This window comes from Longimicrobium terrae, from assembly GCF_014202995.1.
GTDB lineage: Bacteria > Gemmatimonadota > Gemmatimonadetes > Longimicrobiales > Longimicrobiaceae > Longimicrobium > Longimicrobium terrae.
Map to the genome: position 1 here is coordinate 68,774 of NZ_JACHIA010000011.1, position 24,948 is coordinate 93,721.

Sequence of the window (24,948 nt, forward strand, 5' to 3'; positions counted from 1 at the left end):
GGAGTGCGGATCACTCGTGACAGGGATTGAACCATGCCAGCGGCCGAGCACGTGCACGTAGCTGCGGTCAGGGAAATGCTGTGGCATTTCGAACTGGAGCGGATGCGCGCGATCATCCGGTACGCAGTTCTCCAGGGAACGCCGATCAAGCAGATCGCGGATGAAATGGGCGTGACTGCGGGCGCCGTCAGGACGTTCCTCCGCGGGCGGCACCTTTATGCTGAGGACGACGAACCGTTTCGCCGCTGGTGCGAGGGCATGCCTGAACCAGGAGTCCATGGCGAGCAGGCCGCTCTCGCCGTGCTGGCGATGGACTACCCGCAATCGTTTCGCGCGCAGGTTCGGGCCACGATAACGATGTGGATGCGTTCGCTCTACGTGGAGCGGGGGGATCGGGTGCCCGCCTGGATCGTGGACGAACTCCACAGTTGGGCTAAACTCCGGCCCGGACTCGTGGCTGGCGCGGCCGGCCATGATTTCACCGTTCCGGGGACGGTCCTCGCTGCCAAACGCGCGAGCGCGAAAGTCGGGCACGCGCGTCGCTCTATGAGAAGGTCTGATCCGGGGCGGCTTTTCTCCCTAGGCGGAGCGCTGGGTAGCGGCCTCTGACGTTCTGCAGCACGCTGGGAGAGAATCAAGCTCTTCCCTCTGGATCTTCAAACAGCAAGCAAGGTTCAGCTGTGCTTTTCTGAACAGCGTGGCTGTTCCGTGCGCGTGGCTGGCCATCGGCCGCCGCACGGAACAGGCGCAGGATTGTTGAATCCGAAATGTCAGGACCGCGCGGCCGCTGGCGGTAGGGATAGGTTCTCAGCGGGTACCGTGCCGATGCCGGGGATGAGCCGGGCATCAGCCCTTCGTAGCCGGGCCACAAGGTTCTCCAACCGGGGCAGCCAGTTCGCTCGCCACGCAGCCGGGACGCCGGCGCCCTGAATCTGGATCCGCGTTTCACGGGTGACTGGCGGCGCAGACGTGCGCTGCAGCATCAGCATGGCAATGGCGGATGCCAGCCGGGAACCGCTCGCGGTGCTGCGTCTGAGCAGGATGACATCGCCCGATCCCGGCCGGCGGACAATGACGGCCGTAACGGCTGAGCCTCCGTCGAGTTCGTCGACGAGCGCCACTGTGACGGCCGCACTGTCGGGTGGGGTGAGATCCACACCAGTTCGAGCTTCCGCCGGCGAGGCGGACAGGACAAGCAGAAGGCTCGTGAGTGCGGTCAGGAATGCCGCTGTCTTGTTCATCGGTTGACCCTGGTAAGGAGGAGTGGTCAGTTGTCGACTGTGCATGAGACGATGTTCATCCCGGTGTTGTTGTCTTCACGATGGCATCGGAACCGTATGCCTTCGTACCACGCGTACCACTCATCTTCCGCCAACGGCTGGCCGCCAGGGGCCCCGCCGCTACCTGATCCGCAGCCGGACGGAGGTGGTGGCGAGTAGACGCCGGATTCGTAGGTGGCCTCTTCTTCGTCCACGCCGGTTCCGCACTCCTCCCCGCCGCCCCAGTAGCCGCCCCCGCCGCCCACCAGGCGCGGCCCAGTGATCGGGGTCTGAGGGACTACCACCTGCGTCTCCACCCTGATCGGTCCCGTTTGGACGACGAATCTCCGACAGAGCGCATTGAACCTGCCGATGAACCGCCATGTGTGACCGGCCGGATCTATGGCTCGGACCTCTTGTCTTGTTTCGTAGATCGCCCTGCGAAAGATGCCGTCCGGCCGGTTTACAACGCCGCGATTGTAGTCGACGAAAACGAGTGGCCCGGGAAGCGCGAAATGCATCAGGCCCGAACCGCCGTCATACGACAGCGTGGCCCCCCTTGGCGCGGTGCGACACTGCGTCTGGGAGACGTACGCATCGATCGATGAATCGATCTGCCACGGCTCGCTCACCCCCACCACTGTAGTGTCTACAGCGTAGAAACCACCGTTCGCGGCGGTGATGCTGTCGAACCAGACGGCATCGACCACATTCTCCGCTCCCGCTACGATGTCGCGAGTGTGCTCGAGAGGCGCACTCCTCACCGGATCCGGGCTCCGGTCGGTGCATGCCGATCCAGCCAGCATCGCCAGCAGCAGAATTATACGCCGTAGGCTTGTTGCCATGATTGCTCCTCCTCATGCAGATTCAGGGTGGTCTGCCATGCGCGAATTGGCAGATAAGGCCCGCCCTCCTGGGCGGGTTGTTCCCGAACTTCGCCGAACTAAAAACCTCCTGGTGCTGCCCGTGCCGATACGTGACGAGAAGGTCTTCACGGATGAAGAGTTCGTCGCCGCAATGGCTTTCATCCTTCCGCCGGATCGCGCGCGGGAAGAGGGACTCGCGTTCAATGCGATGCCTGACCTCCACGGGTTCGAAACGGCGACCGGCGCCGAGCTCGCCGCTGCGCCCGCAAACGGGCCACGTGTTTATGATGGAGACTTGCTGGACCTCCTTTCGCTCGTGTCGGACAGCTGCGCGGAGCGCGCGTGGCAGCTCATGAAGGTTTCACCGGATGAAGGCGCGGAGCGCCGGGAAACCATCCGGCGTCGGGTTGAGGAACTCCAGGCTTATCTCCGGGACCATCCTGATGAATGAGCTGGAACTTGGTCATCTCCCCGGCGGGAGCTTCCCTTTCCGCTGAAGGGACTGGCGCAGGCGCTCCCGGCGCGCTTCCCACAGCTGGTCCTCCCGGGCGATGCGCACCGACCATCTCTGAGCCAGATCTTCTTCGGACACGGCGCCGCGCTGCCGCTGGTCGTACGCCCAGATGCCGTACAAAGCTGTCCGCCATTCCTGCCTCAGCCGCTCCGCTTTCACGCCCCCGCTTTCCGTCGCGAGCGACAGCAGGGCGAGCCCATCCAGGTTGATCGCGCGATCGAGCTCCACGTCCGGTCGCGAGAACTCGGCGGCGTGCTCACGAGCTGCCGCATCCGGCATCGTCAGGCGCAACGCGGCAAACCACTCGTCCTCGGTGAAGTCGAAGGATCCAGGGATGACCCCGTCTGCGTATCGGAGCCGCAGGTCCGCTGAGCGGGTGCCGGCACACGCGCCTAGACAGATGAGCACGGCGAAGCCCAAGATCCGGCCCAGGGCGGAGCGGTTCGTAGATCCGCGCCGCCGAAGGGGAAGCTCACTTCTCAAGGTGGGCGTTCCAGAAAGACGTGCTTCCGCCATGAGGGACTCCGTTGAATGAGGTGCTGGGATTGCGGTCTGGTTCGCATCCATCATAAAGATCGGTCGCTCCGGTTCAAGCGCATGCAGGCGTTTGGCGGGATGGCCAAACCCGCTCCGCGCGCGTTTCACACTACGCCTGCATCATGATCGTGGGCCGGCCCCCGCGCTGTTTTCCGTGAGCTGCAGATCCAGGGCTTGGGCCTGCGCGAAACGCCGGCCGTCGTCGGCTAGGGCGGCAGCGCGCTCCAGTTCCCGGATCGCCTGATCCCGCCCCGCGACCGGCAGCTCATCGAGTTCGGCCCGGGCGGCGTCCCAGGAAGCTTCGTACAGCGCATGGTCCCGGGCGCCCGCGGCCGCACGCGCAAGCAGGGCCAGCCGCATCCCCCGGCGCTCCGGCCCCTCGCGGGGGGTGCGGGCCCGCCGGAGCAGCGTGACGGCCCGGCCGTAGACACCGCTCGCGACCCAGATCGCGGCCAGGTCAAAGAGGATGTCCGGCAGCCGGACGTGCCCCTGGCCATAGGCGCGCAACGCGCTCCTCGCGTGCTTCTCCGCCTCCGGCAACCTGCCTTCCTGCTCCATCAGCACCCGCGCCAGCCCATGCTTCCCGGCGGCCCGCAGTTCCCGGATTCCGCAACTGCGCCCGACGCGCGCCGCGGTGCGGAAGTGCCGCACGGCGCGCTCGGGCAGGTCACGCCGGACATGAACCTCCGCGAGGTGCAGGTACGCGAACCCGTACGTGTTCCAATCCTTGCCCCGCCGCGCGAGTGCGGCTGCCCGGCGGAGCCATGTGTCCGCCCAGCCGAGATCGGAGCTGGCCATCGCCAGGCGCCCCACCTCCGCGGCGCAGCGGCCGTTCTCGGGCTGGATGCTCGCCGCAGCCACCATGTACGCCAGCGCCGCGGCGGACCGGCCGCGCCCTTCCGCCCAGCGGGAAACCTGGCCGCACACGAGGCTGACGATCCCCGGATTCACCGTCGCGGGCATGTCCAGCACCGCGCAGAGGGTGGTCAGCGCGATCGCGAGCTCGCGATCCAGCGGCACCGCGCCGATTCTCCGCAGCAGGTCGTCCGCCGCGCCTGGAGGAAAGAGCCCGTCACGACCATCCAGCGGCACGGACGCCCACAGGATGATGGCGCGAAGCGAAGTCCACAGGACGAGTCCTGTCTCCGTGCCGTCTTCCTCCAGCACGGCCATCCCTTCCACCATCTCCCCGGGCGGACACAGGAGCGCCGGGGGGATGCACCACCGTCTTCCCAACAGTCTGGGCGTCCTGCTGCGGCTCATCGTTGTCTCCAGCACGATCTTCGGCTCCGCGTGATGCGTGGCATCTTCAGCTCGACCCGCGGCGCGCGACGGAGCCATACCACACGAGTGGCCGCAGCGCCGCACCGGCGACGGTGATGCGGTAGAGGTTCAGGGGCTTCTTCCGCCCTGGCTGCGCAGGCGCATGCCGGGTGCTGGCGAGGCGGTGGGTGACCAGCCGTTCCAGGTCGCCCGGCATGAAGACCCGGTCGACGCCAGTTGTCGCGTACTGGGCCTTGAGCCACCCGGTGAGTTGCAGGCTCGTCCGCCACTCCGGCTCCCCCGGGATCCATTCCCGCTCGGCCGGGTTCTCCGCCGCGTGGAGGAGCGCATCCAGCGCGGCGACGAGCGTGTCGGAAAGCAGCGCCCGCTGCTCGCCTCCTGGAGATGGCGGGGGGACGGGCACGTGGACCTGCTCGCGCAGGTCCGCGATGTCGCGTGCGCTCTCGTCCGTGATCCGGTAGACCCACACCGGCCTCGTCGCATCCGGGACGCGCACATCCTGGCGGATGACGCGTCCGTTCCGGAACGCCTTCCGAAGTTCTTCCGCGGCCCCGTAGACCCCGGTCGCGGTGTCCACTCCGGCGATGCTGGCCCAGCCGTGCACGCCGCGCACCTCGAATCCGTGCCCCTCCCGGACGAGGTCATGCAGGTGCTCGAGGATGGGGAGGAGGGAGGCGGGTGTCGGTTTCGGCGGTTTCATGCGGGGAGAGTATGCGCCGAGCGCATCCGCACAAAGGCGCAATTTGTGTCGCCTCGCATGTGGACGAGGTAACTGGCGGGAACGGTGTGCCCGGCCTATTTTCGTGCGGAAGCCCCCGGAGCGTCACGGGCTCCGGGGGCTTTCATTCCCGTTCATTCAGGAGTCTCATATGAAGAACCTGCGCCTTGCCCTGCCGCTGCTTGCCGTGCTCACCGTCCTCGCCGCCGCGGCGGCCTGCTCGGATTCACCGACGGCCGTGAAACGCGAAATCGGTCACGGCCCGGCCTACGACAACGGCTTTGGCCTGGGCTCCGGCAATCGCGAAGACACGACGGCCACCGCCGTGAATCGGACGGTGGCCGGCGATGGCGGGCTCACGCTGGGGTCGGGTGGCAACATGCCGGCAGACAGTTCCGGCGGTTCGGAGGGCGACAACGGTTTCGGCCTCGGCTCCGGGAACTGATCAGATTTCCTGGGTTTCCGGGTCCCCAGAACTACGGACGGGCCGCCAGGTCCGTCCGCGCCATCTGGCGAGCCGGAGCCTGAGCGCCGGGGCGAGGCGCCCCAAGACCGTCCCGGCGGCGGCGGACCGGGGCAGGGCAGGGGGGCCCGGGACACGGCGCGCGATGTCAGCGGCGATCCTCTCGATCCGGTCGCGCACCTGCTCGGGCCCGACCTCGCGCGCCAGCGCCAGCGACTCCGAGACGTACTCGTCGGCCACGGCCCAGTTTCCAAGTAATGCCGCGCCCTCGGCGAGGCTGCAGAGTGCCGCGGGCGACTTCTCGCGGAAGGTAGGCGCCATCGTCCGCACCTCCGCCTCCGCCTTCCGAAAGCTGCTCTTCCGCTCGGCCCCACCCGCGGCTCGCGCGACCGTTCCCCAGACGATGAGCCTCTCAGCGGGACTGGCAATCCGCTTCACCACGCTGTGCAGCAGGGAAAGGGCCGGCGCATACATTCCCAAGTGGATCATCAGCAACGCGACGTCGTGCACCATGGCCGGATAACGGCGGTGGTGCACTGGATACAGGTGAGCCGCCTTCCTCGCATATTGCGTCGCCCGCCCGTACGCGCTCTGCATGGTCGAGAAGTACAGCGCGTCATGGTAGGCTTCCGCGGCCTTCCCCTTCATCCCTGCCCACCACGCCGCGCGCGCCGCGCGCTTGATCTTCCGGATCGCGGCCGGGATGTCGTTGCGGTCGAGGCAGACCGCGCCCAGCCCTAGGTTGGCGCTGATGTACTCCCGCCGGCCCGCGGTCGTACCGAAGTGCCGGCGCGAGAGGCCGACTGCACGCTCGTACCAGATCTCCCCCCGCCCGCTGCGCCCATGGAACCGGCAGGTGCGCCCGGCGACGTTGGCCAGCTTGGCACTCGCGGGAACGAGGGCTGCAGCCGCTTCCGCGAACTGCACCGCGGTCTCGGCCATGCCGCGGTCTTCGGCCCAGCGAAGCACGGAAAGGCATGCCTGGGCCAACTCACCGGCCTTTGCCGTGCGCGGGGAATCCACGAGCGCGGCAAACACCGTGAGCGCGGGCACGAGTTCCGGTGCCTGCATCTCAGCATGGGCACGCCGCTCCCGGCGCGCAGCCGAGAGCGGCCGGGTGAATAGCTCGTCACGCCGTTCTGCCGGCGTGTCCACCCACAGGCGCACGTTCGCTACAGCCCGCCAGAGTTCGACCCCGAAGGAATCGACCAGCGGATCTGCTTCTTCTGGCTCCCACCCCGGTGCTGCCTGCAGCAGATCATCCAGCACCCTGAGATCGTTCAGGCACAGCCGACTGGGCATGACCAGAACGTTCGACCTTACATCCTCATCATGAATTTGCGTCGCCATAGCCCGTCCGTCGCCGCCAATGCCATACACATGCCGACAGTTTAGCGGCGACAATCCGGATGCGCCATCCCGTGCTGGAATCTGGGCACCGGGGCTATCCCAGCTGTGACTTGTTCTTCATCGCGGGACACCAGCCCCCAATTCGAGTCGGCGATACGGTCGCCTGCTGCTCGGGACGGCGAACAACCCGCGTCAAGACCTGAAAGGGCCACGCCTATGGGCGCGTGGCCGATCTGTGATGGCTTGGTTGCCGGGCATGAACAATGAAGTTCGGCTGAAGTCCTTGGGACGGCAGGCTGGGCTCTCCCTGGGCTGGTTGTGGTCGTCCATGGATAAACGTGCCCCCCATCAAGGGAAGGATTTATGGCGGAGCCGAGCAGGGCAGTGAAGGCGGCCCGTCCAACGCTGCCGGCGGGACTGCAGAACGAGCTATGGGCCCGGGCCGCGGGCCGCTGTGAGTTCCGGGGCTGCAACGAACTCCTGTACGTGGACTCGCTTACCCATCGGCACTCCAATCTTGGGGTGATCTCGCACATCGTGGCGTTCAGTCCAAAAGGGCCTCGCGGTCACGAAACTCGCTCTGACCTGCTTCAGCGCGACATTTCCAACTTGATCCTCACCTGCCGGACGCACGGCAAGATCATCGACGACCGCGACAAGGTTGCCGACTATCCGGAGGAACTGCTCCTCACCTTCAAGCGCGAGCACGAGGAGCGGATACGGATGCTGACGTCGATCGGCCCGGATGCCCGCTCACACGTGCTTCTGGTCCAGGCCCCCATCGACGGTTGCGGATTCAGCATCGACCAAGCCCGGGCCTTCCAGGCGCTTCTGCCCGGCTACCCCGCCGACGAGTCCGCGGAGATCATCGACCTGTGCGGGATCACCCTTCCCGCCTCCAGTCGCGGATTTTTCCCCGTCCTTGCCAGCGCGCTGTCCCAGCAGCTCCAGGCGGTGCTGAGGCGCAGGCCGGCCGGCGCAGACATCCGCAGCCTGTCAGTATTCGCGCTCGCGCCCGTCCCTCTGCTCGTCCACCTGGGGCATGAGCTCGGGGACATCCGCCAAGTCGACCTGTTCCAGAAGCACCGGTCCGGCGAGAGCTGGACGTGGAGGGCCGAGGAACAGACTGCGGACGTGTATGAAGTTATTCGCCCGGAATCGCCCGACGGGGACACCGAGGTCGCGGTGGTCCTATCAATCAGCGAACACGTTCAGCCGGCGCTCGTGGCTCCGGTTCTGGGCTCCCCCGGGGCCACCTATGAACTGCGCGCCCACGGCGCGGGCCCGGATTTCCTATCGTCACGCAAGCGGCTCGAAGTGTTCGGCTACGAGTTCAGGAAGCTGCTTGCGGAAGTCCGCGCGGCACACGGAAGCAGACGCCGTGTGCACCTCGTGGCCGCCGTACCGGCCCCAGTGGCGATCGAGGCGGGACGGAGCATCCGAAAGTTCGATCCCGAGTTCATCGTGTACGAGTTCGATAAGCGCACGCTCGGCTACTTTCCCGCTCTGACCATCAATCCCCGCACTGAACTACTCCATGACTGAGCCGCATCTGTTCACCCTGATCCGCAGGATCGACGAAACGGGAGTGAGCGGCACAGGCCGCATCCTGGACGGCGTCGTGTTCCACACGGGCCAAGTGGTTGTCTGTTGGCGGACCGACGAGAGCGAGACGCAGCCTGGATTCAGCAGCCTTGGAGTCTATCCGAGTTGGGAGGCGTTCCATCACGTCCACGTCGCTCCCCATCCGGCGGGAAGCGCAGAAATCGAGTTCCTGACGGGCACTCCTCCCGCGCTTCCCGCCGGCTTGGTGGCTTTCCCCCACACATCCTCGCCGCCGGACACCGGTCCGGAGGGAACGGAGGTCTGATTGGCGAACGTTCAGGCGTACTTCGAAAAGTTCGTTTCCCGCATCCGGCTGAATCTCGAGGAGAACCAGATGCTCCGGGGTAAGCGGGACTTCGTGATCCGCCGAATCGAATCCCGTCTCCCAGGGATTTTTCGGTCGGAAGACTTGGTCTGTCCGCCCTTCTGGTTCCGGAATCAGGGAAGCTACCAGATGGGTACCGGAACCCTGCCGGTGGGCCGCGACTTCGACATCGATCTGGGGCTCTACTTCGAGATGGATCCCGACGACATCCTCCCCGTGGACATGAAGCGGCTCGTGCATGGCGCGCTGAAAGGCTACACCAAGGAGGTGCTCATCCGGCGCCCGTGCATCACGGTGAAGTACCAGACTCTGCCCTGTCACGTCGACATTGCAGTCTACTGTGACGGCAGCATGAGCCGTGACGGCCTGCCCCGACTCGCGATGGGCAAGAACCGTTCGGGGGAGGAGTTCTGCGGGTGGGAGGTGTCGGACGCGATGGCGCTCAACAGCGAGATCTTTGGCTCGTACGCGGAAGATGAACTCCGGCAATTCCGCCGGATCGTACGGTATCTGAAGCGGTGGAAGGACGTGTCTTTCGCCGCTGAGGGAAACGCGGCGCCCCGCGGAATCGCGCTCACCGTGGCAAGCCACGAATATTTCACGTTCCGCTGCTTCCGGGACGGTACGCCAGACGATCTGGATGCGCTCACTGAGGTAGTCCAGGGAATGCTCAACAGCTTCACCGTTCGCCCGTTGAGGTGGTGGGTTCTCGGCGGTGACAGCCATACAGTGACGATCACCCTTCCGGTGGAGCCGCACACGGATCTGTGCGAACGGATGTCGGCCCTGCAAGTCAAGAATTTCTATGAAGAACTCAAGCGGCTGCTGGACGCCTTGGAAATCGCGGGACGCGGGCGGAGTGCGGCCAAGGCATGCTCGGTGCTGCAAGGCGTGTTCGGAGGCGACTTCCCGGGCCCGGCAGCGTGAGAGGTGGGTGCAGGGCCGGCGGCGGGGATGGTGGGTTTCCAGTTCATTACAGAGGACATTTATGACTGCTCACGAACACCTGCGCCAAGTGCTGGCCGGCCACGAACTCACCGAGCAGGAACTCCAACGAGTTCAATCGATCCGCGATGCGCTCCACAAGCACCTCGCCGAAACGCTTCCCGCCGGCGTCAGGATCTACTATGGCGGGTCGTACGCAAAGGGTACGATGATTCGCGATCACTACGATCTGGACATCGTGGTCTATTTCCCGCCGGAGCCACGGACCCCACTTGACCGGATCTTCGGGGCAGTGCACCAGGCGCTGGTGGCGGGGCGCTTGGAAGTCCATCCCCAAACGGTCGCACTTCGCATCCCGGTTACGTCATCGTTCCACGTGGACGTGGTTCCTGGCAGGGCACATGACGCGAGCTTCAGGTACGCGACCCTGTACCGAAATCTGCAGCCGCCGAGTACGCTGCAGACCAGTCTCAAGGTACACATCGAGGCGGTCCGTACGGCCCGCTTGGCGCCATGCATACGGTTGCTGAAGCTTTGGCGGTTACGTCACGGTGTGCCGCTCAAGACGTTCGCATTGGAGATCCTGGCGGCACGCGCGCTCGAGGGAAAACCACGGGACGACCACGCAGTCGCGATGATCGAGACGCTGCGGTTCATCGCGGCCCAGGTAAATTCGGTTCTACTGCAGGATCCCGCGAACACGAACAACAGGCTCGACCTCACCCGCGAAGATCGGAGTGCCGCCGCTCGCGCCGCCACGATGTCCCTGGCTGCCTCGAGGTGGGACGAGATACTGCGGTAGGTTGGGGCGTGAGATCGCAAGGCGGCCTGCAGCCAATTGAGCGGTGATTGCCGGAACAAGACCGGGTTCAGCACCAGCGTTTGCCGCAGTTGACGGCCACACGGCAAATCGCCTATCGTGGCGCGGTAGAGGCACTAAACCAGAATGATGATCTCTGCTCCATGCATATCCGTCGATCCCAGATCTCATCCGATATCAATGCTTAAGCCTCATCAACGGGACCTGCTGAGTGAACTTGTCCGGCGGGGAGGGATGGAGGCGCGTGAGGTCGACGGGCGCACTCTCAGGCCACTCCTTTCGGCGGGGTACGTAATCGCGGAAGGGTCGCGGATCGTTCCCAGCGATCAGGGGCGCTCTGAAGTGGAGCAGGTTGAGCCGCGGGTAGAGTTCCCGGCCTCCGCACGATTGAACGACAGGCAGGAGGATGTGCTTCGAGCGATTGCGCGGAGCCGCCGAAAGGTGCGCATAGATGAATTTGACGGTCGCGTCGTGGGCGCGCTGGTCGGCCGCGGGCTGGTCGCCCGAGCAGATCAGTACATTACCGCCACAGATGCGGGAGTTAGGTATTTCGGGTCGGCCGGCCAGGGGAGAATCAAACGAAGTGTCCCCACCCCGGAGAATGGAAGGGCAGCCATGATCATGCGTGCGCTTGAAATCCTCGACCGCGCTCTGCCGAGGGACGCAGAAGTGGTCGTCGGTAATATTTTGGCGGCAGCAGACGACGTGGTAGACGGGTTTCGGAAATATGCCCGGTCGTTATCGCGGCCGCGGAAGCGCCGGGGGTCCTGACATTCTCATCCACCTGCTTGCATGGCACAACTTGCGGTTCTGCTTGACGTCGGCTTCTCGGCATGTCCTTCATAGGGGCGGATTTTGGCTGCAAGATGGCTGAATAAACCCTGTTGCACGTACCCTGCAATTTCGTGAGCTTTTGGTGGCCAGATTCCGCTCACGCCTGAGATCCCCAATGCCGGAAGCAAGTGACATCCTCTCGGGATCGCCAATACCTCGCATCCGCGGGGCGATACGCTTCAAGGTACACCAGACCTCCCTTCGCGCCGTCGCGCGATCCGTCGGATTAAGCCCGAGCGGCCTGTCGAGGTTCGTTGACGGTGCGAATCCCAACCCCGGGACGATCCGCAAACTGCGTACATGGTACCGCCGGCATGGCACTTTACCGCTGGCGGCCACGGCTGACGAGGCGATCGCCGCCGTTGTCGTGCTGTGCACCGATCTCCCGGATGAGCGTCGGGCTGAAACCATGATGGACTTGCTGAAGCTCCTCCGGAGCGCTTACCGCGACTTCTCTCCCGAGTGGCTTGTCGCGCTTGAACAGGGAGTGAGTGAACGTCTCTGATGGCGCGCGTGAGACGCGCAGGACCGCCGCGCGTCTCGATCTCTGTCTCACACCGCGCGCCTGGTTGCTTGCTTCAGCTACTACTTCGCCCCGGGTTGAACCGTCGGTTTGGCCATGTATGCCGTTCCCTCAGCCGCCTGTGCGCACCCATCCAGTGTCGGTGCGCACCAGGTACATCCTCAGCTGCTCGGGTCCCGCGGCTCCGTGTCTGCGGGTGGTCGACCGCGAGGCGAGGACGGGCACCGCGGCCCACGATGGCGTGTCGGCGAGCCGGCGGGTGTAGGTGACCGTGGTCAGGTTGCCCTCGGAGGATTCCGCCGGGTCCGTGAACCCCACGATCTCCGACTCCCAGCGTCCGTAGCAAAAGGCGCCGACGCTGCCCACGCCCGACTCGTACGTCCTATAGGCCGCGCGCCCGGCATCGGTCAGTTCGTAGGTCTTTGCCGGAACTACCGCCTCGCCGCTGCCCCCGTCAGGGCCCAGGGTGAAGCGCGGTGTTGTCGTGGTGGTATCCGCACTAGTGAGCAGCCCTGCGTCTACGAGGGCGTCGAGCGCGCGCACGCCCTCTTGGGCGAACCGATCGTTTGTCACAACGGTGGCGGGGAATTGCCAGGATCGGTCTCCGATACAGGGCCTTTCGGCCGAAAGGGCAGTTTCCACGGCCCGGTCCAACTCTTCCTGCCTCACTCCATCCACGCTGCAGCCGCTGAGCAGGAGGGCGAGGAGGGCGAGGACGGGGGTCGTGCGGCGGTGCTTCATTGGCGCTCCGGATGGGGATGGAGATGGGACGGCGCGGGATGCGCCGTCTCAGATACGAAATATCTGAATTTTAGATATTCGCAAGGGGTGGGTAGCGTGCTGCGGGTTTTTGATCCCCACAGCACGCGGCCATCATGGAGAAGGGAGCGCTCCAGCCGGAGCGGGTGGTCCTGCGGAAGCTGCTACGCGAGGTGAGGAAGGAAGCCGGCCTGCGCCAGGTCGGACTTGCCGAGCGGCTGGGCCGTCCGCAGTCGTTTGTGAGCGACGTCGAGAAGGGGCAGCGGCGAGTGGACGTGCTGGAACTCCGAGAGATCTGCGTCGCCTGCGAGATCCCGCTCGCGGTGTTCATCGCCCGGCTTGAGGCTTGGCTTGAGCGCGGCGGGGCTTAGTTGATCATTTGGAGAAGACAAGGAAGGGCAGCCGCGTGTGGCTGCCCTTCCTTGTTTTCGCGTTCAGACGCTGTACGCCTGATTGGAGCCTAGTTCAGGAAACTGGCACCAATCTCCAACGCATTCTGGAACTTGAACACCGGTGGCAATCTTCCGGACCGACGGGTAAGCGTGAACCCAAGTTGGGGAGTTACCTTCAGCGTTGCCCCAACCGTCCAGAAATGTGCTTGGTCCGCGGAGGCGGTTGACCGCTCGTTCCGCTGAATCTGAAGCAGATCGAACTCACCCGTGAGCTGCACGCCACCGCGGAAGAAAGAGCGGGCGGTCTCCGGCCAGAACACCGTGGCAGTGGCGCCGTAGGTGAACCGCGACGGCCCATTCTCCTCCCACCGCAGCGTGTCGCCTGCACCGCGTATGGTGTGACCCACCTCATACCCGATTCGCGGGAACAGCTGGCGAGTCCCACCGCCCCAAACCGGGCCGTTGTAGATTCTGGGGATGTAAAGCCGAGCCTCAATGTCCAACAGGGTGTTCTGCACCGTGAACTTGTCGTCGGTTTCCCAGCGGGGTGTCACAGCCATGTCGACCAGGCTGAATGGCTCGAAAAGGCTGAGTTGAAGCTGCGGACCAGCACTCAGCCGGCCCGAACCATCTGTCTTGCTGGTCGCGAGCACGTCCGCATGCAGCAAGAGCACTGCGTAGACCGGATCTTCAATGTGGGACAGCCTCCGCAACAGCAAGCGTTTGGTCGTAAACGTCAGGGATCCGTTGCTTACCTCATTCAGTCGGGAAAACGCCAAATTCAGGTAGAAGCTACGGACATCCTCCTTCTTTACCGCCGCCGCGATCTGGGCCGTACTGGGGATGATGGGCCCGATCCCCGCCGGCTGCCTCCCATCCTTGCTGACGATATCTGCCGCGACAACTTCGCCATTTACGATGTGCCGGTCGACAGTACAGTAGAATGCGAAAGCGCCACGGTTATAGCATAGCGGCAACCCGGGTTCCTCGGAGGGAGCCACAATCCGCACCTCTCCGCCGTTCACGGTGATCCGGGGCTCGATTCCCTGTTCCCCGCTCAAGTCACGAGAGAAGGTGACTACGACGTTGCTCGTCTCGTTTGAGATTGCCTGAACAGCGCCGGCGACGGGCGGGATCGCGACGGTCAGGGCCGGCACCTCTTTGCCCTGCAACTTGATCGGCCTGGTGAGCAACGCATAATGGTGCTTGTCGTCCAGCGCCGGCTCAGCATCCTGCAGCACCAGGCACAACCGGTCCAAGGGCGCGTCCCAACCCTCGGGGTACGCGCAGCCGTCGGGTGTGGAGACACTGTGTTCTTTCAGCAGGAGCCGACGTGAATCGGTCAAGTCCACGAGCATGAAGTCGTTCACTGCCTGGGGCTGGCCCGGCGTTTCCAATTCCGATTTGAACAGCAGGATCACACCCCGTCTGTCGCCCCGGCGGACCACGCTCTCCAGTTGCTCGTGGGCTTGGCCGAATGCCGGGTTGGCCAGCAACGCGGCTCCAAGAAGGATCAGCAGGCGCTTCACCGGGTCCTCCTGCGCACGTCGCGCGACAGCGTGCTCAGCGTGCTGTCTGCCGTCACATGCTCCTCCATGAACGGCGGGTTCAGGTTCGGCCACGTCTGCGCGATCTCGTGCGCGATTCGCCGACGGATCCCGGGGTCAGCACCGCCCAAGTCCTTGAGCTTGCGCGTGTCCACGTCGTGATGGTTGAGCACTCGCACAAGAATCGCGCGCACAGCGGCCGTGATACTGCCCGTCCGCTCCGAGCGCGCACTGGCCAGGATTTCGGTCGTGCTGCGCTCGGCGAAGGTATCCAGCAAGCCCCGGAACTGTCCTGCTGATGAGGAAGCAGGCAAAGAATCCATTCCCGCCGGGCGGCCGGGAGCAAGGTCGGCGTGCCCGTGGAAATCGTGCCCTTCCGCGGCCGTCGTCACCAAGACACGAAAGCTCTCGATCTTCTCTACCGCATCATGGGCGATGCGAGCAGCCTTATCCTCCGCAACATCACGCTCGTTCTCCGCCTGCTGCGTCCGTCGAGCTGAAACGATGGCCAGGAGAATTGCCTCGCCGCCCACACCGGCGGCGAGGGCCGTCCCGATCAGCGTCAGCCAGGACTCGCCGGGCGGGTTGAGTGTAAGCAGGACGAGGGCAGCGACGGAGCCAACAACCATCTTGCCGATGAAGCCAAGCGCCCACCCTGTTTCTTCGCGCCGAACTCGTTCGATGCGGCCGGCATCCGTCACCAGATCTGCGGCGAATGCGCCCAGCGCACCGCTCACGATCACCCCCAGCAAAGCACCCCACAAAGGCTCGGGAAAGCCGCTCAGTTCCGCCGTCGCGGGCACGGCCCCCGTGCTTTGTGTAAGCACGGCCGCGGGCGTGAGACACACAGCCAATACTCCGCCAAGGCAGCAGTACAGGCCGCGCCTCTCGCATTTCGAAGCTGTTGATCGCCGAGAATCCGTCATGTGGTCCTCCGGGGAATAGAAAAGCTGCCAAGCAGCATTGTGGGACTGTATGGTTGGACGGACATATACTTCGAGATTTCCTGAAGCCGATCTTTGGTAGCAGCCTTTTTCGAGTTCGGGGGCACCGATGAACGGCGCCCCCGAATTTATTGGTACTCACGTCCGTGGAGGAGGAAGCCGGTCCCGGCTTCAACCACCCGTCGGTGGAGTTTGGCTGGGGGGGACAGTGGGATCCGTGCCGTCTGGGGGAGGTGTGTTGGTGTCACCGCCCGAGCGATTGCCGCTCGTCAAACCCACACCGTTCATCTGGGGGCGCAGTTCAGGATTCAGCTCAGTTGGCGTCTCGCCGTTACAGGCTGCAATTGACCCGCATGTGATGAAAATGAGTACCGCAAATCGGGAGGAACGCAGAAAGGTACTTGTCGGGACACGCATCATTGATGCTCCAGGATAGAGTAAGGAACTGCTAGAACCAGGGGAGGGGATGACCGGCAAGAACTGCCGGAGTGAGATGGAGAGGGTTCTTCCATCCACCGGGGGAGCCCGAGCAGTGCTGCGTTTTCTCAGCAGCACAACTGAGGCGCTTTGGATTCGATACGCCAAGGGAATAGCGCAACGGAAAATCACATTGATCACCAGCGGAAATCACACCATCAATGAGGTATCGTCTGCCCTCAGCAACTTGCTGGGGAACAGGTAGTCTGTATGGAATCGCGTGATCTGCCGATCAATTGCCGGCCAGCGCAGAATGCCTGCTCCATAACGTTGAGTGTCTCGCATGGCTTCTTCACCGGCAGCAGCACGGAGAAGCTCGCGGAGCAATAGCCCAATGTTGTCGCTTGGCATGCGAGGACCCGCCAGCAGCTTTTCAAGGGCGCAAGCCGCCAGACCAGTCGCAATAGCCGCGGCGAGACTTGTTCCCTGAGTCGGCCAGTATGGAGTGTTCAAAAAGGCGGCATTCTTCTTAGCATTCTTTCTGCGGTTGCCGCCTGAGGCAAACGGAACTACCATCGAGGCTCCAGGAACCACGAAATCTGGCTTCATGCACCCGAGATTTGCCCTCAGTCTATCCTGCGGACGGAGGGTTGTTGGCCCCTTCCCCGCAGGATCCACGTAGTACGGTCCCATGCTGGAGAAATCGCAATGGGCGCCGTCGCAATCACAGGCGCCGACTGCTAGAACCTCCTCAGCGCCTGTGTACCGTCCCATTGTACCCTCCCCGTGCTTCCCGCTGTTGCCAGCCGCCATGATACACAGAACCCTGTTCTCAGCCGCGATCTGCTTCAGCTCCTGTGCAAGGCGATCGTCCCGGGGCCATACCCACGGGGGCGCAATCTCCACGTTCCCGTTCGTTGGGCCAGTGCCCATAAATGAAAGATTGATGATCTGCACGCCTTGCTCACGTGCCGCATAAAGCGCCGATCGGACATAACCCGGGAACCCGCCACGTTCGGATTCTGCGATCTTCAGAGCTACGAGGCTCGCGTCCGGTGCGATTCCCCGATACTGGCCATCTGATGCAGCCCCGGATCCGGCGATCGCGCCCGCCACCTGAGTACCATGGCCATGCCGATCCATATAGTCGCCACTCCCAAAGGCCAGCTCGTCAGCAGTCACCATGCAGTATGTGCTACGCTTACGGTCGACTGCCGCTCTCAAATCGGGGTGCTCGTAGTCAATCCCAGTATCGATTACGCCCACACGGATCCCCTTTCCGGTGGGAGCATCATTCGGGAGTTGGAGAAACGTTCGAACGCTTTCCATTTTCAGTGTGCCGGCTCTGACGTTCGTCTGGCGAGTGGCATCACTTCAGTCCTGTTGAAAACATTCAGTCGATGGGTCTGAACTCTTCAGGCACAGTCACGTATTGAGTAAATGGGTTCCCAACGATCACTGCGAGTGCGGACACGGGGACATTGTTCGCGTAAACGCTAATCCCATTGAGAGTACGCATAGTCACACCGAGGGTCCCTCCCGCGGAGCGTACCAGTTCCTTCACCACTTCCACGTCACCGAGGTCGCAGTCGATCGCCAGAGAAGTCTTGGCGCCGCGCTGTCGATTGTCGCCGAGAAGCTCTTGCACGAGGGCATCCATCTTTCCAGCCGCAAGGGTCTGAATAACCTGCTCGATCAACTCATCCTCTACTGAGGCCGCGAAACTGTCCGTGCGAGCTTTCGAGTGTTTCCGAACAACACTCTTTTGCAGCGCATCGAGTTCATCTTCGATCGGAACGATTTCCCTTGCGTCCTTAGGCGCGCGCTGAGAAGCAGCCTCGTAAGCCATCTCGACGGCGCTCTTGGCCTCGTGCCACAGCCCCGCGCTGATGGCCCCTCGAGCCACATCCTTGAAAGCTCCGACGACGCCGAGTTTCTCTGGGGCGAGATCCGCCAAGGGATAGATTTGTTTGATTACCCATCTGAGTTCATCGACTTCACCAGCACCGCCTGCGGCACGTGCATAGCTGGCCATGACGTGGAGTCTGTCATCCGGATGTGCCACTTCACGAACCGCTACTCTCAATAATGGGAGCGCACGCGCGAACTGCCCAGTGTCACTATAGACGAACTGGGCGACATCGTTGGCGAGCATGGCGATTTTCGCGCGGTCATCACCGTACTCCCTGACCGCATCGCGCGCGTGAACGAAGCCCTTGTCTGGCTGATTCCGCTTGAACCACAGAACAGCGAGATAGTGGAGCGCTTCCGGCACAAGCGGCTTCTGCCGATGATCCCGCGCAACCCTCAAAGCCTGAGATGCGTATGCCAGCCCAGCTCGGTAGTGGGTTCGTTCGTGCGCGATCCAGGCCAGCCCCAGCCAGGAGCGTACGACATATTCCCACTCACCTTTCTGTTCCCCCGAGTCCGCGGCACGAATGTACCATGTCCAAGCGTCCCTGCGCCCAAGCCGCCGCTTGAGGCGGCCGACCCACCACGAGTAGCGCGCGGTGCTCTCATCAAGAAAGGCCGCGGCGTATCCGTAAGACAGGGCCGCCTCTCCGTAAGACCTGTCCGCCTCAGCCTTTTGTCCATCCACCAGGAATTCCGAAAGATGCCTGAATCCCTCGGCGAGGTGGGCGAGATTTCGACCCTTTAACCCGGCCAAGGAGAGATCCACACCGACGATGAATACATCAGACGCGCGAATCGCGGGATCGAGTCGGCCGACGCCGTTGATGATTTGCTGGATGTCGTGCAGACGCGCCCCCCGCTTACGCGATTTCATGGCGAGCCCGAGTTGCAGCAAACGCACGAGAACCTCGCCAAATTGATCGGCCTCGTCGGTGATGAACACGCCGGGATCGACCTCCGGCCGGGTAATCTGCGCCATGCTTCCGAGGAGGAACCGTACCTCGCGAGGAACTGCCGTATCATAAACCATGGATTCGCTTCCTGAATGAATCAGTACCAGGATGAATTGTTGTGATCCGCGTCGGTCGATCGGTCGTGCTTACCTGATTCCGCACGTCGTTTAACGGCGCGCCGAAACTCGCTCGGCCCGGCAAGCAGTTCTTCAAGTTCCGTGCGGATCACCTGATTGAAGTACTCGCTCTTCTCTGCTCCTGCAACGACGTGAAACTTGGCGTAGCATTCATTGCCGAGAGCGCGCACGGATGGACCCAGCATGCCCCGTATGAACGACGAACTGAGACACAGGGTGTCCGTCGGGAGAACAATGAATACCCTCGTATGAGGATCCTCGTCGTACCGGTCCAGTCTCGCGTCGCGACGTGTGCGCTCACCCCATTCGTCGCCCGAGAAGATCCGCGCCAACAGCTGCGTGTGCTTGGCCAAATCCAGTACGACGGTCTTCTGAGGGTCGCTCATGGCTCACCTGGACAGGGTTGAAGTGGTTGGTCAACGAAACGTGAAACTGGACCGCTACCAGCGTACCGGGAAAGAAACGGCTGAGCGTACGGGCCGCGGCTGGATTGGGGGGATACCTGAGATCGTTTGCGTTGTTGAGCGCGACGGTCGCACGCTTTTCCTCGGGTATTCCCTCGCTGGAGAGGTGCCGGCCATCCAGGAGCACATGTGTGTTCCCAGAAAGTAAGCACATCCGCGGCGCATGATCGGCTGGAGACGTCTCTATTGCGGTGTTCAGAAATTTCAGCATCGAAAGGAACCCGCTTCCTTTCTTCGTTGGCCCGGAACCCGGGCGGCTCGTTACTTGGTTCTGCAGCGCCAACAACGTCCACACGCCCTCTTCGGACCAGCTCGAACCAAAGGCTCCACGCTGCGATGCTACGTACATCTCAGCATTCTTCCGGAGCGCCGAGTTGTGGGGTAGGCGCAGCATGGTCTGATGAATCGTTTCTCCAAAATCGAAAATTACGATCTGGCACTTGCCCCAGTCAGGATCGGCGAGCTTCCGGAATGAACTAGCAATCCACCAATCACCGCTTCCATGCTCGACCGCATTGTCGATCGCGGCGAGTAGAAACTGGATCAGCCGGTCGCCAAACTGCAGTGTCATGACGCGATCGCCGAACTGCTCCTCGATAAGAACAGGAATCCGCTCAACTCTTGATGCACGCTCTTCCGCAAGCAGCAACTTCGTATCGGGTCTACTGACCGAGTTATAGCGTTCCAGCGGAAGCAGTGGAATGTCCCAGGTCGGCTCGTACCCAAATTCCTTCAGGACAGCCGGCGTGCCGAATCCCGCAACGCAACTTCGAGCATCCGGCTCCTTAGGGTACTCCCCGTTGACTTCGATCTTCTCCAGCCGAGCCTCCTTTGCCAAAGCCGCGGTCAACGCTTCAGCGCAGAGATCGACGTTGACTGATCCCTCCTGATCGAACCACAGCTTTCTCGCACCCCCGGCAACGGCTTGCGCGATCTTCGTCAAAACCTCCAAGGTTGACTCGGGGTCATCGAAGATCGAGCAGGTGGAAGGGAAGACCAACTTCACCGTTGCCGGCCTCCTGCGCTTTGGAATCCGTGCCCCCACCCGCTCGAGATATTTACCGAAAAAGCTGGTAGTCGGGTTCGACGCGTCCGGCTTCGCCTGCCCCTGCGGCACGCTCACGACCTGTGGCGCTCCGGCGCGGGGCTTAGCACTCATGGAGCCCTCTACGTGTCACACGGATGCGCGGAACACGATGCGGCCGCGCGCATCCTATACGCGTGGCCGCCCCGCGGGCACTCGCGATCCACACGCGAGTCGAGGAATCGTCTGAAATGGAGACTTTGTACGGAACACAGCGCCCAACGTGCGCCGACGGTCGGACGACCGCGGAGAGGGCATCGAGGTGCTTACGCATCAAGAGATCAGCAATGGACGCCGGAACCAACCACGGGGGCTGGTCCGAAGAAATCGTTTGTTTTCGGAAATTAATGAAGGCCGCGCGGCGGCAAAGGCCAGTTCCCCTGCGCCCCATTTCGGCCCTCAGTGGGCGAAGATAGTCTGGTCCCCTCGCTCGTGCAATCATTTCGTTGTCAACGTGAGCGTCGTGTCGCTTGCACTGCCTGGTCCGCCTAAGCTGCTGGCGCTGATCGTCTCTGGCATGGGCGTCTCAGCCTCCCGTCGCGCACTGCCACTGATCCTGCATCTCGTCGCAGTACTATCAGCAACCTGAGGCGTGCTACACTTGCCTGATAAGCATAACGCATCGGCCCGTTGCGCGCCACTCATTTAACGTCGTCTTTCGTCTAAGGTCGCGGCTCAGCAATGGGGTTGGGACTCGTCTTCACGAATGGTGCCGAACGGTCGGGATGCCCGGGGTCTGGGCGCGGAGCAGGGCTACGGACCCTCCGTACTTTTCGTCCCAACATCGCGGCTTGGTTCGCGGGGCATGCGGCGAGAGCGCGGAGCGACGAACGTCCCCCGCCTCGATCACCGCTCCGCTACGCGCTCCTGCGGGACTGCTCGGCCGACCGGGATGGTGCCGATCCTCCGAAGCTTTCACCCTTGGTGCTTCAGGAAGCTGGAGCGCCAGGCAGCGATCGAATCATCAACCCTCTTGCGGGAAACAATGCAATCCCGCTACATGATGTTTTGTCGGGATCGGTTCGCTTCCTCCGGTTCTTACACGGGATAGTGATCAGCTTGCCAACGCCGCCCAAGCGATTCCACCTCATCATCTTTGCTTCATCTCAAGGGAGATCATGCGCATTGACGTGCTCGACGTGGGTAGAACCAAGTACGGGGATTGTGTGCTGGTGCGTGAGGGGGAGCGGTCAATTCTGATCGATGGCGCACATCCCGGCGACGTCGCGCTCCTTCGTTCGCAGCTCAAGCAGCTGCTTGGTGGCGACGCACCGTTCCGGGTAAACCTCCTCGTGGTCACGCACTGCCACAACGACCACATCGGCGCGCTGCCCGCGATGATCACGGGAGGGATTCTGCAGGCAGACGTGGCGCTCGTGGCCGATGAGAACTTCGGCTGGGGGCGCGACAGCGACGGCGTTGGCCCGGTGGACACGCTGGAGCTCTCGCCCATGCAGCGCACCCTGGTTGCCGCTCTTCAGGAGGAGGATTACACCAGCCTCAGTGACTCCGAACTCGAGGAAATCTTCTTTCAGGATGTGACGCTGGAGGAGAGGTACAGGGAGATGCTCCGGCAGTTGGAGGAGCAAGGGACCCGTGTCGTGCGGTACGCGGGCCAAGCCAAGGTCAGGGAGGTCGAGCAGGAGTTCGCCGACTTCGGTTTGGGGATCCTGGGCCCTACCCGTGACCACCTGATCATCTGTGCGGAAACAATCGCCAGAGCGACGGATGACATCGGCACGATGGTCAGCGAGCACTACCCTGCCGATGCTGACGATCCCGTGTCAGCTGTGAGCGTTTATCGTCGCCTCATGCGCGGAATGGCCGACGCGTTCGAGGGCGCGGACATGCCGGGGCCAGGCGCAGCGAAGAACGACCAGAGCATCACGCTCAAGGTCGACGCAGGTGGTTGGAGCGCGCTGCTCGCGGGCGACATGCAGTTCGCCGAGCCCGAGGTGCCCGGCCTTGGTAACGAAATGCAAGCCCTTCGCGAGCGTGTAATCGAAGGCGGTCCTTACGACTTCATCAAACTGCCCCATCACGCCAGCTACAACGGGCTCGACGAGAGCGTTCTTGATGAGTGGGCAGACACGCGCCTGTTCGCGCATACCGGTGGAAGCAACGACCCGCACCACCCTGAGGAGGGGGTGCTGAACCTTCTGGAATCGCGGAAAGATCAACTCAAGTTTGCGCGCACCGATCGGAACGGTACCATCACCATCGAGAAGAATGGTCCTGTCCGCATGTCGGTGATCAGAGGTAAGCTGAACGACTTCAGCGTGAACGAGGTTCAAGATGAATCCGAGTTGGCGGAGCCACAGCCATCTCCGTCTTCGATGCCGCGGGTCGCAGTCCCACCGGCAGTTGCCCGGCCGGCGGCTCCCCCGCCAGCACCGTCCGTCACCTTCGCCCGCACGGACAGCAGCGACTCCGTGGAAATCTTTGCGCGCCTGCCGCATCGCTCCACGAAGGTGACGCTCACAATCGAGGTGGAGCCTGGTCAAGCACCGGCTGCTGGTCCTGCGTATCCAGCCATGGTTCCTCCCGCTGAGGATCGCGAGGTACCCGGGGCGGATCTAGTAGGCGGGGGCCGGGAGTTGCCGGCCTTGCTGTTCGTAACGTGCCGGTCACGGTTGGAGGCCAACATCGGGCAGGTTGAAGCCGCGCGTGTGTTTGCCATGCTGGAGAAGACGCCGTCGACCACAGTTTTGGAACTCCCTGACGGGATCACCACGGCCGAAGAGGCAGCCACGCACGTCCGCCCCCATCTGGTCCGGAACAACTACGCGGGCGTTGTCGTACTTGGCGGATACGACGTGGTTCCGGCAGATCAGCTGGACGTCCTCGATGCCGCCGACCGCCGGGCTCTCGAGGCCGCCGGACGGATTGAGTGGGACGCCGATCGCTTCATCGTCTGGAGCGACGACGTGTATGGGGACAGCGACGGTGACTTCCTGGCCGAACTCCCCGTCAGCAGGATTCCGGATGGAAGACGCGCGGACGTAGTCTTCGCGGCGCTGCAGGCGCCCCGATTCGCTCCGGGGCAGCGCTTCGGCATCCGCAACCTGAACCGCCCGTTCGCAGTCGACGTCTTCCCGGGTCTTCCAGGCCAGGGAGGGCAGTTGGAAGTGTCGGAGCACTTCGGTCCTGAACACGTCCCGCCCGATGCTGCTGTGGGAGCGGTGTACTATATGCTGCACGGTTCCGCGCGGGATGCGACGCGGTTCTGGGGTGAGACTCCTGGTGGCGCTGCGTTCGAAGCGGTCGCGGTCGAGAACGTACCGGCTCACGCTCCGGGCACTGTCGTACTGACAGGATGCTGCTGGGGCGCGCTGTCCATGTCGCCGCCGGCGTCCAAGGCTCGCCCGGATACGCTGCTCCGGCCACGGGGGCCTGAGGCATCGATGGCGATCGCGTATCTCCGGGCGGGAGCACTGGCGTTCGTGGGCTGCACGGGATCGCACTACTCCCCGCCGCACCCACCTTATGGTTATTTTGGTAGGCCCCTGCATGACGCGTTCTGGAGAGCGATCAACGCGGGAGCGGCACCAGCCGAAGCTCTTTTCAAGGCTAAGGCACAATACCTTGCTGGCTTCCCGCACGGCAGGACGGACCGGTTCAGCAAGGCGGTTGAGGCGAAGATCCTGCGGCAGTTCACCTGCCTTGGGTTGGGGTGGTGAGCAGCACGACGAACTCGCCGCGGATATGCCGGGACGAGGGCACGCACAATTGGCGCGGAGGCGCAACTATGCCGGAGAAGAGCATAAAGCAGATCGTTGAAGACGAGATGCCCGATGTGGAAATAGTGGAAGAGCCAACAACAACGCGTAACAAGGGCGCCTCCCTCCGTGTGCGGGCCGGCGCCTCGATCGCTGAACTGCGCAAGAAGTACCTGGGTGACGATTACGGGGAAGAGCTGTTCGCGCTTTCGGCTGACTCGAATGACCATGCCGATGACGAGGACGACATCGTGGTCAAGAACATCAAGGCGAAAAGATCTCCCGCGGATCCCGCAGATGATCCGGGTCCCCGATCAGTGATTGTGTCTCGGACAAGGGGCATTATCGGCCTGCAGGGCTGAGCCCCCCATCTGACAACCGACTCGTGTCCGGCTGCCACCTGGTCAGTGGCTCTGCGACGGCTCGCCCACAGCCTGTGGGGCTTGGTCCAGCGGCTGGACTGTCTCCGTCGTGAATCGGCGGCAAGAGAAACGGTCGCTGCACGCGGCCGCCAGCGGAAGCGCGTCGCGCTCTCGCCGGCGGCCGCGCTGCTGTTCCCCCATCCCAAGATCAGT

General features: G+C 63.2%; 24 protein-coding genes. 11 read left to right on the top strand and 13 right to left on the bottom strand.

Annotated elements, in window-relative coordinates; genetic code table 11:
• The first annotated feature begins 33 nt into the window (after window positions 1-33).
• Entirely contained in the window at window positions 34-609 is a 576-nt protein-coding gene (locus HNQ61_RS17295; protein WP_170035326.1) for an RNA polymerase sigma factor sigma-70 region 4 domain-containing protein, read from the top strand.
• Window positions 610-770: 161 nt separating this feature from the next.
• Here HNQ61_RS17295 and HNQ61_RS17300 read toward each other — a convergent pair whose 3' ends face one another.
• Together HNQ61_RS17300 and HNQ61_RS17305 are read right to left on the bottom strand one after the other, a co-directional pair.
• The gene (locus HNQ61_RS17300) at window positions 771-1,241 is read right to left on the bottom strand and encodes a hypothetical protein (RefSeq protein WP_170035327.1); all 471 of its coding nucleotides are present in this window, start codon (window positions 1,239-1,241) and stop codon (window positions 771-773) included.
• Window positions 1,242-1,267: 26 nt separating this feature from the next.
• Entirely contained in the window at window positions 1,268-2,104 is an 837-nt protein-coding gene (locus HNQ61_RS17305) for a hypothetical protein (protein WP_170035328.1), read from the bottom strand.
• Window positions 2,105-2,141: 37 nt separating this feature from the next.
• On the opposite strand from HNQ61_RS17305, the gene HNQ61_RS17310 reads away from it, so the two are divergent.
• A complete protein-coding gene (locus tag HNQ61_RS17310) occupies window positions 2,142-2,576 on the top strand; it encodes a hypothetical protein (RefSeq protein ID WP_170035329.1) in 435 nt (144 codons plus the stop codon).
• A 12-nt stretch (window positions 2,577-2,588) separates the two neighbouring features.
• Here the strand turns inward: HNQ61_RS17310 and HNQ61_RS17315 are convergent, their stop codons facing one another.
• From HNQ61_RS17315 to HNQ61_RS17325, 3 genes are all read right to left on the bottom strand, one after another.
• Window positions 2,589-3,155, bottom strand: coding sequence for a hypothetical protein (locus tag HNQ61_RS17315; RefSeq protein ID WP_170035330.1), 567 nt, complete (start codon window positions 3,153-3,155; stop codon window positions 2,589-2,591).
• A 141-nt stretch (window positions 3,156-3,296) separates the two neighbouring features.
• Window positions 3,297-4,349 (bottom strand): tetratricopeptide repeat protein, encoded by a 1,053-nt coding sequence (locus HNQ61_RS17320; protein WP_170035331.1) that lies wholly within the window; start codon window positions 4,347-4,349, stop codon window positions 3,297-3,299.
• A gap of 136 nt (window positions 4,350-4,485) precedes the next feature.
• Window positions 4,486-5,160 (bottom strand): hypothetical protein, encoded by a 675-nt coding sequence (locus HNQ61_RS17325; RefSeq protein WP_170035332.1) that lies wholly within the window; start codon window positions 5,158-5,160, stop codon window positions 4,486-4,488.
• Between the two features lie 169 nt (window positions 5,161-5,329).
• Between HNQ61_RS17325 and HNQ61_RS17330 the strand changes: the two genes are divergently transcribed.
• Window positions 5,330-5,623 carry a hypothetical protein gene (locus tag HNQ61_RS17330; protein ID WP_170035333.1) on the top strand — a complete coding sequence of 98 codons (294 nt, stop codon included), beginning with the start codon at window positions 5,330-5,332 and terminating at the stop codon, window positions 5,621-5,623.
• On the opposite strand, the gene HNQ61_RS17335 is transcribed toward HNQ61_RS17330, so the two are convergent.
• Window positions 5,624-6,991, bottom strand: coding sequence for a hypothetical protein (locus tag HNQ61_RS17335; RefSeq protein WP_170035334.1), 1,368 nt, complete (start codon window positions 6,989-6,991; stop codon window positions 5,624-5,626).
• 363 nt (window positions 6,992-7,354) lie between these two features.
• Here HNQ61_RS17335 and HNQ61_RS17340 point away from each other — a divergent pair, with 363 nt between their 5' ends.
• From HNQ61_RS17340 to HNQ61_RS17360, 5 genes are all read left to right on the top strand, one after another.
• Window positions 7,355-8,536 (top strand): SAVED domain-containing protein, encoded by a 1,182-nt coding sequence (locus HNQ61_RS17340; protein WP_170035335.1) that lies wholly within the window; start codon window positions 7,355-7,357, stop codon window positions 8,534-8,536.
• Window positions 8,529-8,861, top strand: coding sequence for a hypothetical protein (locus HNQ61_RS17345; RefSeq protein WP_170035336.1), 333 nt, complete (start codon window positions 8,529-8,531; stop codon window positions 8,859-8,861). The genes HNQ61_RS17340 and HNQ61_RS17345 overlap by 8 nt, the downstream gene beginning before the upstream one ends.
• Entirely contained in the window at window positions 8,862-9,848 is a 987-nt protein-coding gene (locus HNQ61_RS17350) for a cyclic GMP-AMP synthase DncV-like nucleotidyltransferase (protein ID WP_170035337.1), read from the top strand. It begins immediately after the preceding gene.
• A gap of 61 nt (window positions 9,849-9,909) precedes the next feature.
• Window positions 9,910-10,668, top strand: a complete 759-nt coding sequence (locus HNQ61_RS17355) for a nucleotidyltransferase domain-containing protein (protein WP_170035338.1) — start codon at window positions 9,910-9,912, stop codon at window positions 10,666-10,668.
• Window positions 10,669-10,812: 144 nt separating this feature from the next.
• Window positions 10,813-11,457 (top strand): hypothetical protein, encoded by a 645-nt coding sequence (locus HNQ61_RS17360; protein ID WP_170035339.1) that lies wholly within the window; start codon window positions 10,813-10,815, stop codon window positions 11,455-11,457.
• 697 nt (window positions 11,458-12,154) lie between these two features.
• Here the strand turns inward: HNQ61_RS17360 and HNQ61_RS17365 are convergent.
• The gene (locus HNQ61_RS17365; protein WP_170035341.1) at window positions 12,155-12,616 is read right to left on the bottom strand and encodes a hypothetical protein; all 462 of its coding nucleotides are present in this window, start codon (window positions 12,614-12,616) and stop codon (window positions 12,155-12,157) included.
• A 302-nt stretch (window positions 12,617-12,918) separates the two neighbouring features.
• On the opposite strand from HNQ61_RS17365, the gene HNQ61_RS17370 reads away from it, so the two are divergent.
• Window positions 12,919-13,173, top strand: a complete 255-nt coding sequence (locus HNQ61_RS17370; RefSeq protein ID WP_170035342.1) for a helix-turn-helix domain-containing protein — start codon at window positions 12,919-12,921, stop codon at window positions 13,171-13,173.
• Between the two features lie 89 nt (window positions 13,174-13,262).
• On the opposite strand, the gene HNQ61_RS17375 is transcribed toward HNQ61_RS17370, so the two are convergent.
• The 6 genes from HNQ61_RS17375 to HNQ61_RS17400 form a co-directional block, all read right to left on the bottom strand.
• Window positions 13,263-14,723 carry a hypothetical protein gene (locus HNQ61_RS17375; protein WP_170035343.1) on the bottom strand — a complete coding sequence of 487 codons (1,461 nt, stop codon included), beginning with the start codon at window positions 14,721-14,723 and terminating at the stop codon, window positions 13,263-13,265.
• Window positions 14,720-15,544, bottom strand: coding sequence for a DUF4257 domain-containing protein (locus tag HNQ61_RS17380; protein WP_170035344.1), 825 nt, complete (start codon window positions 15,542-15,544; stop codon window positions 14,720-14,722). Before HNQ61_RS17380 ends, HNQ61_RS17375 begins: the two co-directional genes overlap by 4 nt.
• Window positions 15,545-16,312: 768 nt before the next feature.
• Window positions 16,313-17,431: a S8 family peptidase gene (locus HNQ61_RS17385; protein WP_240978482.1), complete on the bottom strand. Its 1,119-nt coding sequence runs from the start codon at window positions 17,429-17,431 to the stop codon at window positions 16,313-16,315.
• Window positions 17,432-17,495: 64 nt separating this feature from the next.
• Complete coding sequence (locus tag HNQ61_RS17390; protein WP_170035346.1) at window positions 17,496-18,995, bottom strand: tetratricopeptide repeat protein; 1,500 nt, start codon at window positions 18,993-18,995, stop codon at window positions 17,496-17,498.
• Between the two features lie 71 nt (window positions 18,996-19,066).
• On the bottom strand, window positions 19,067-19,438 hold the full coding sequence (locus tag HNQ61_RS28325; RefSeq protein WP_221305272.1) for a hypothetical protein: 372 nt from the start codon (window positions 19,436-19,438) through the stop codon (window positions 19,067-19,069).
• Window positions 19,404-20,693, bottom strand: a complete 1,290-nt coding sequence (locus HNQ61_RS17400) for a hypothetical protein (protein ID WP_170035348.1) — start codon at window positions 20,691-20,693, stop codon at window positions 19,404-19,406. The genes HNQ61_RS28325 and HNQ61_RS17400 overlap by 35 nt, the downstream gene beginning before the upstream one ends.
• 1,079 nt (window positions 20,694-21,772) lie before the next feature.
• Here HNQ61_RS17400 and HNQ61_RS17405 point away from each other — a divergent pair.
• Together HNQ61_RS17405 and HNQ61_RS17410 are read left to right on the top strand one after the other, a co-directional pair.
• Complete coding sequence (locus tag HNQ61_RS17405; protein WP_170035349.1) at window positions 21,773-24,334, top strand: ComEC/Rec2 family competence protein; 2,562 nt, start codon at window positions 21,773-21,775, stop codon at window positions 24,332-24,334.
• Between the two features lie 68 nt (window positions 24,335-24,402).
• Window positions 24,403-24,735, top strand: a complete 333-nt coding sequence (locus HNQ61_RS17410) for a hypothetical protein (protein ID WP_170035350.1) — start codon at window positions 24,403-24,405, stop codon at window positions 24,733-24,735.
• The last annotated feature ends 213 nt before the right edge of the window (window positions 24,736-24,948 follow it).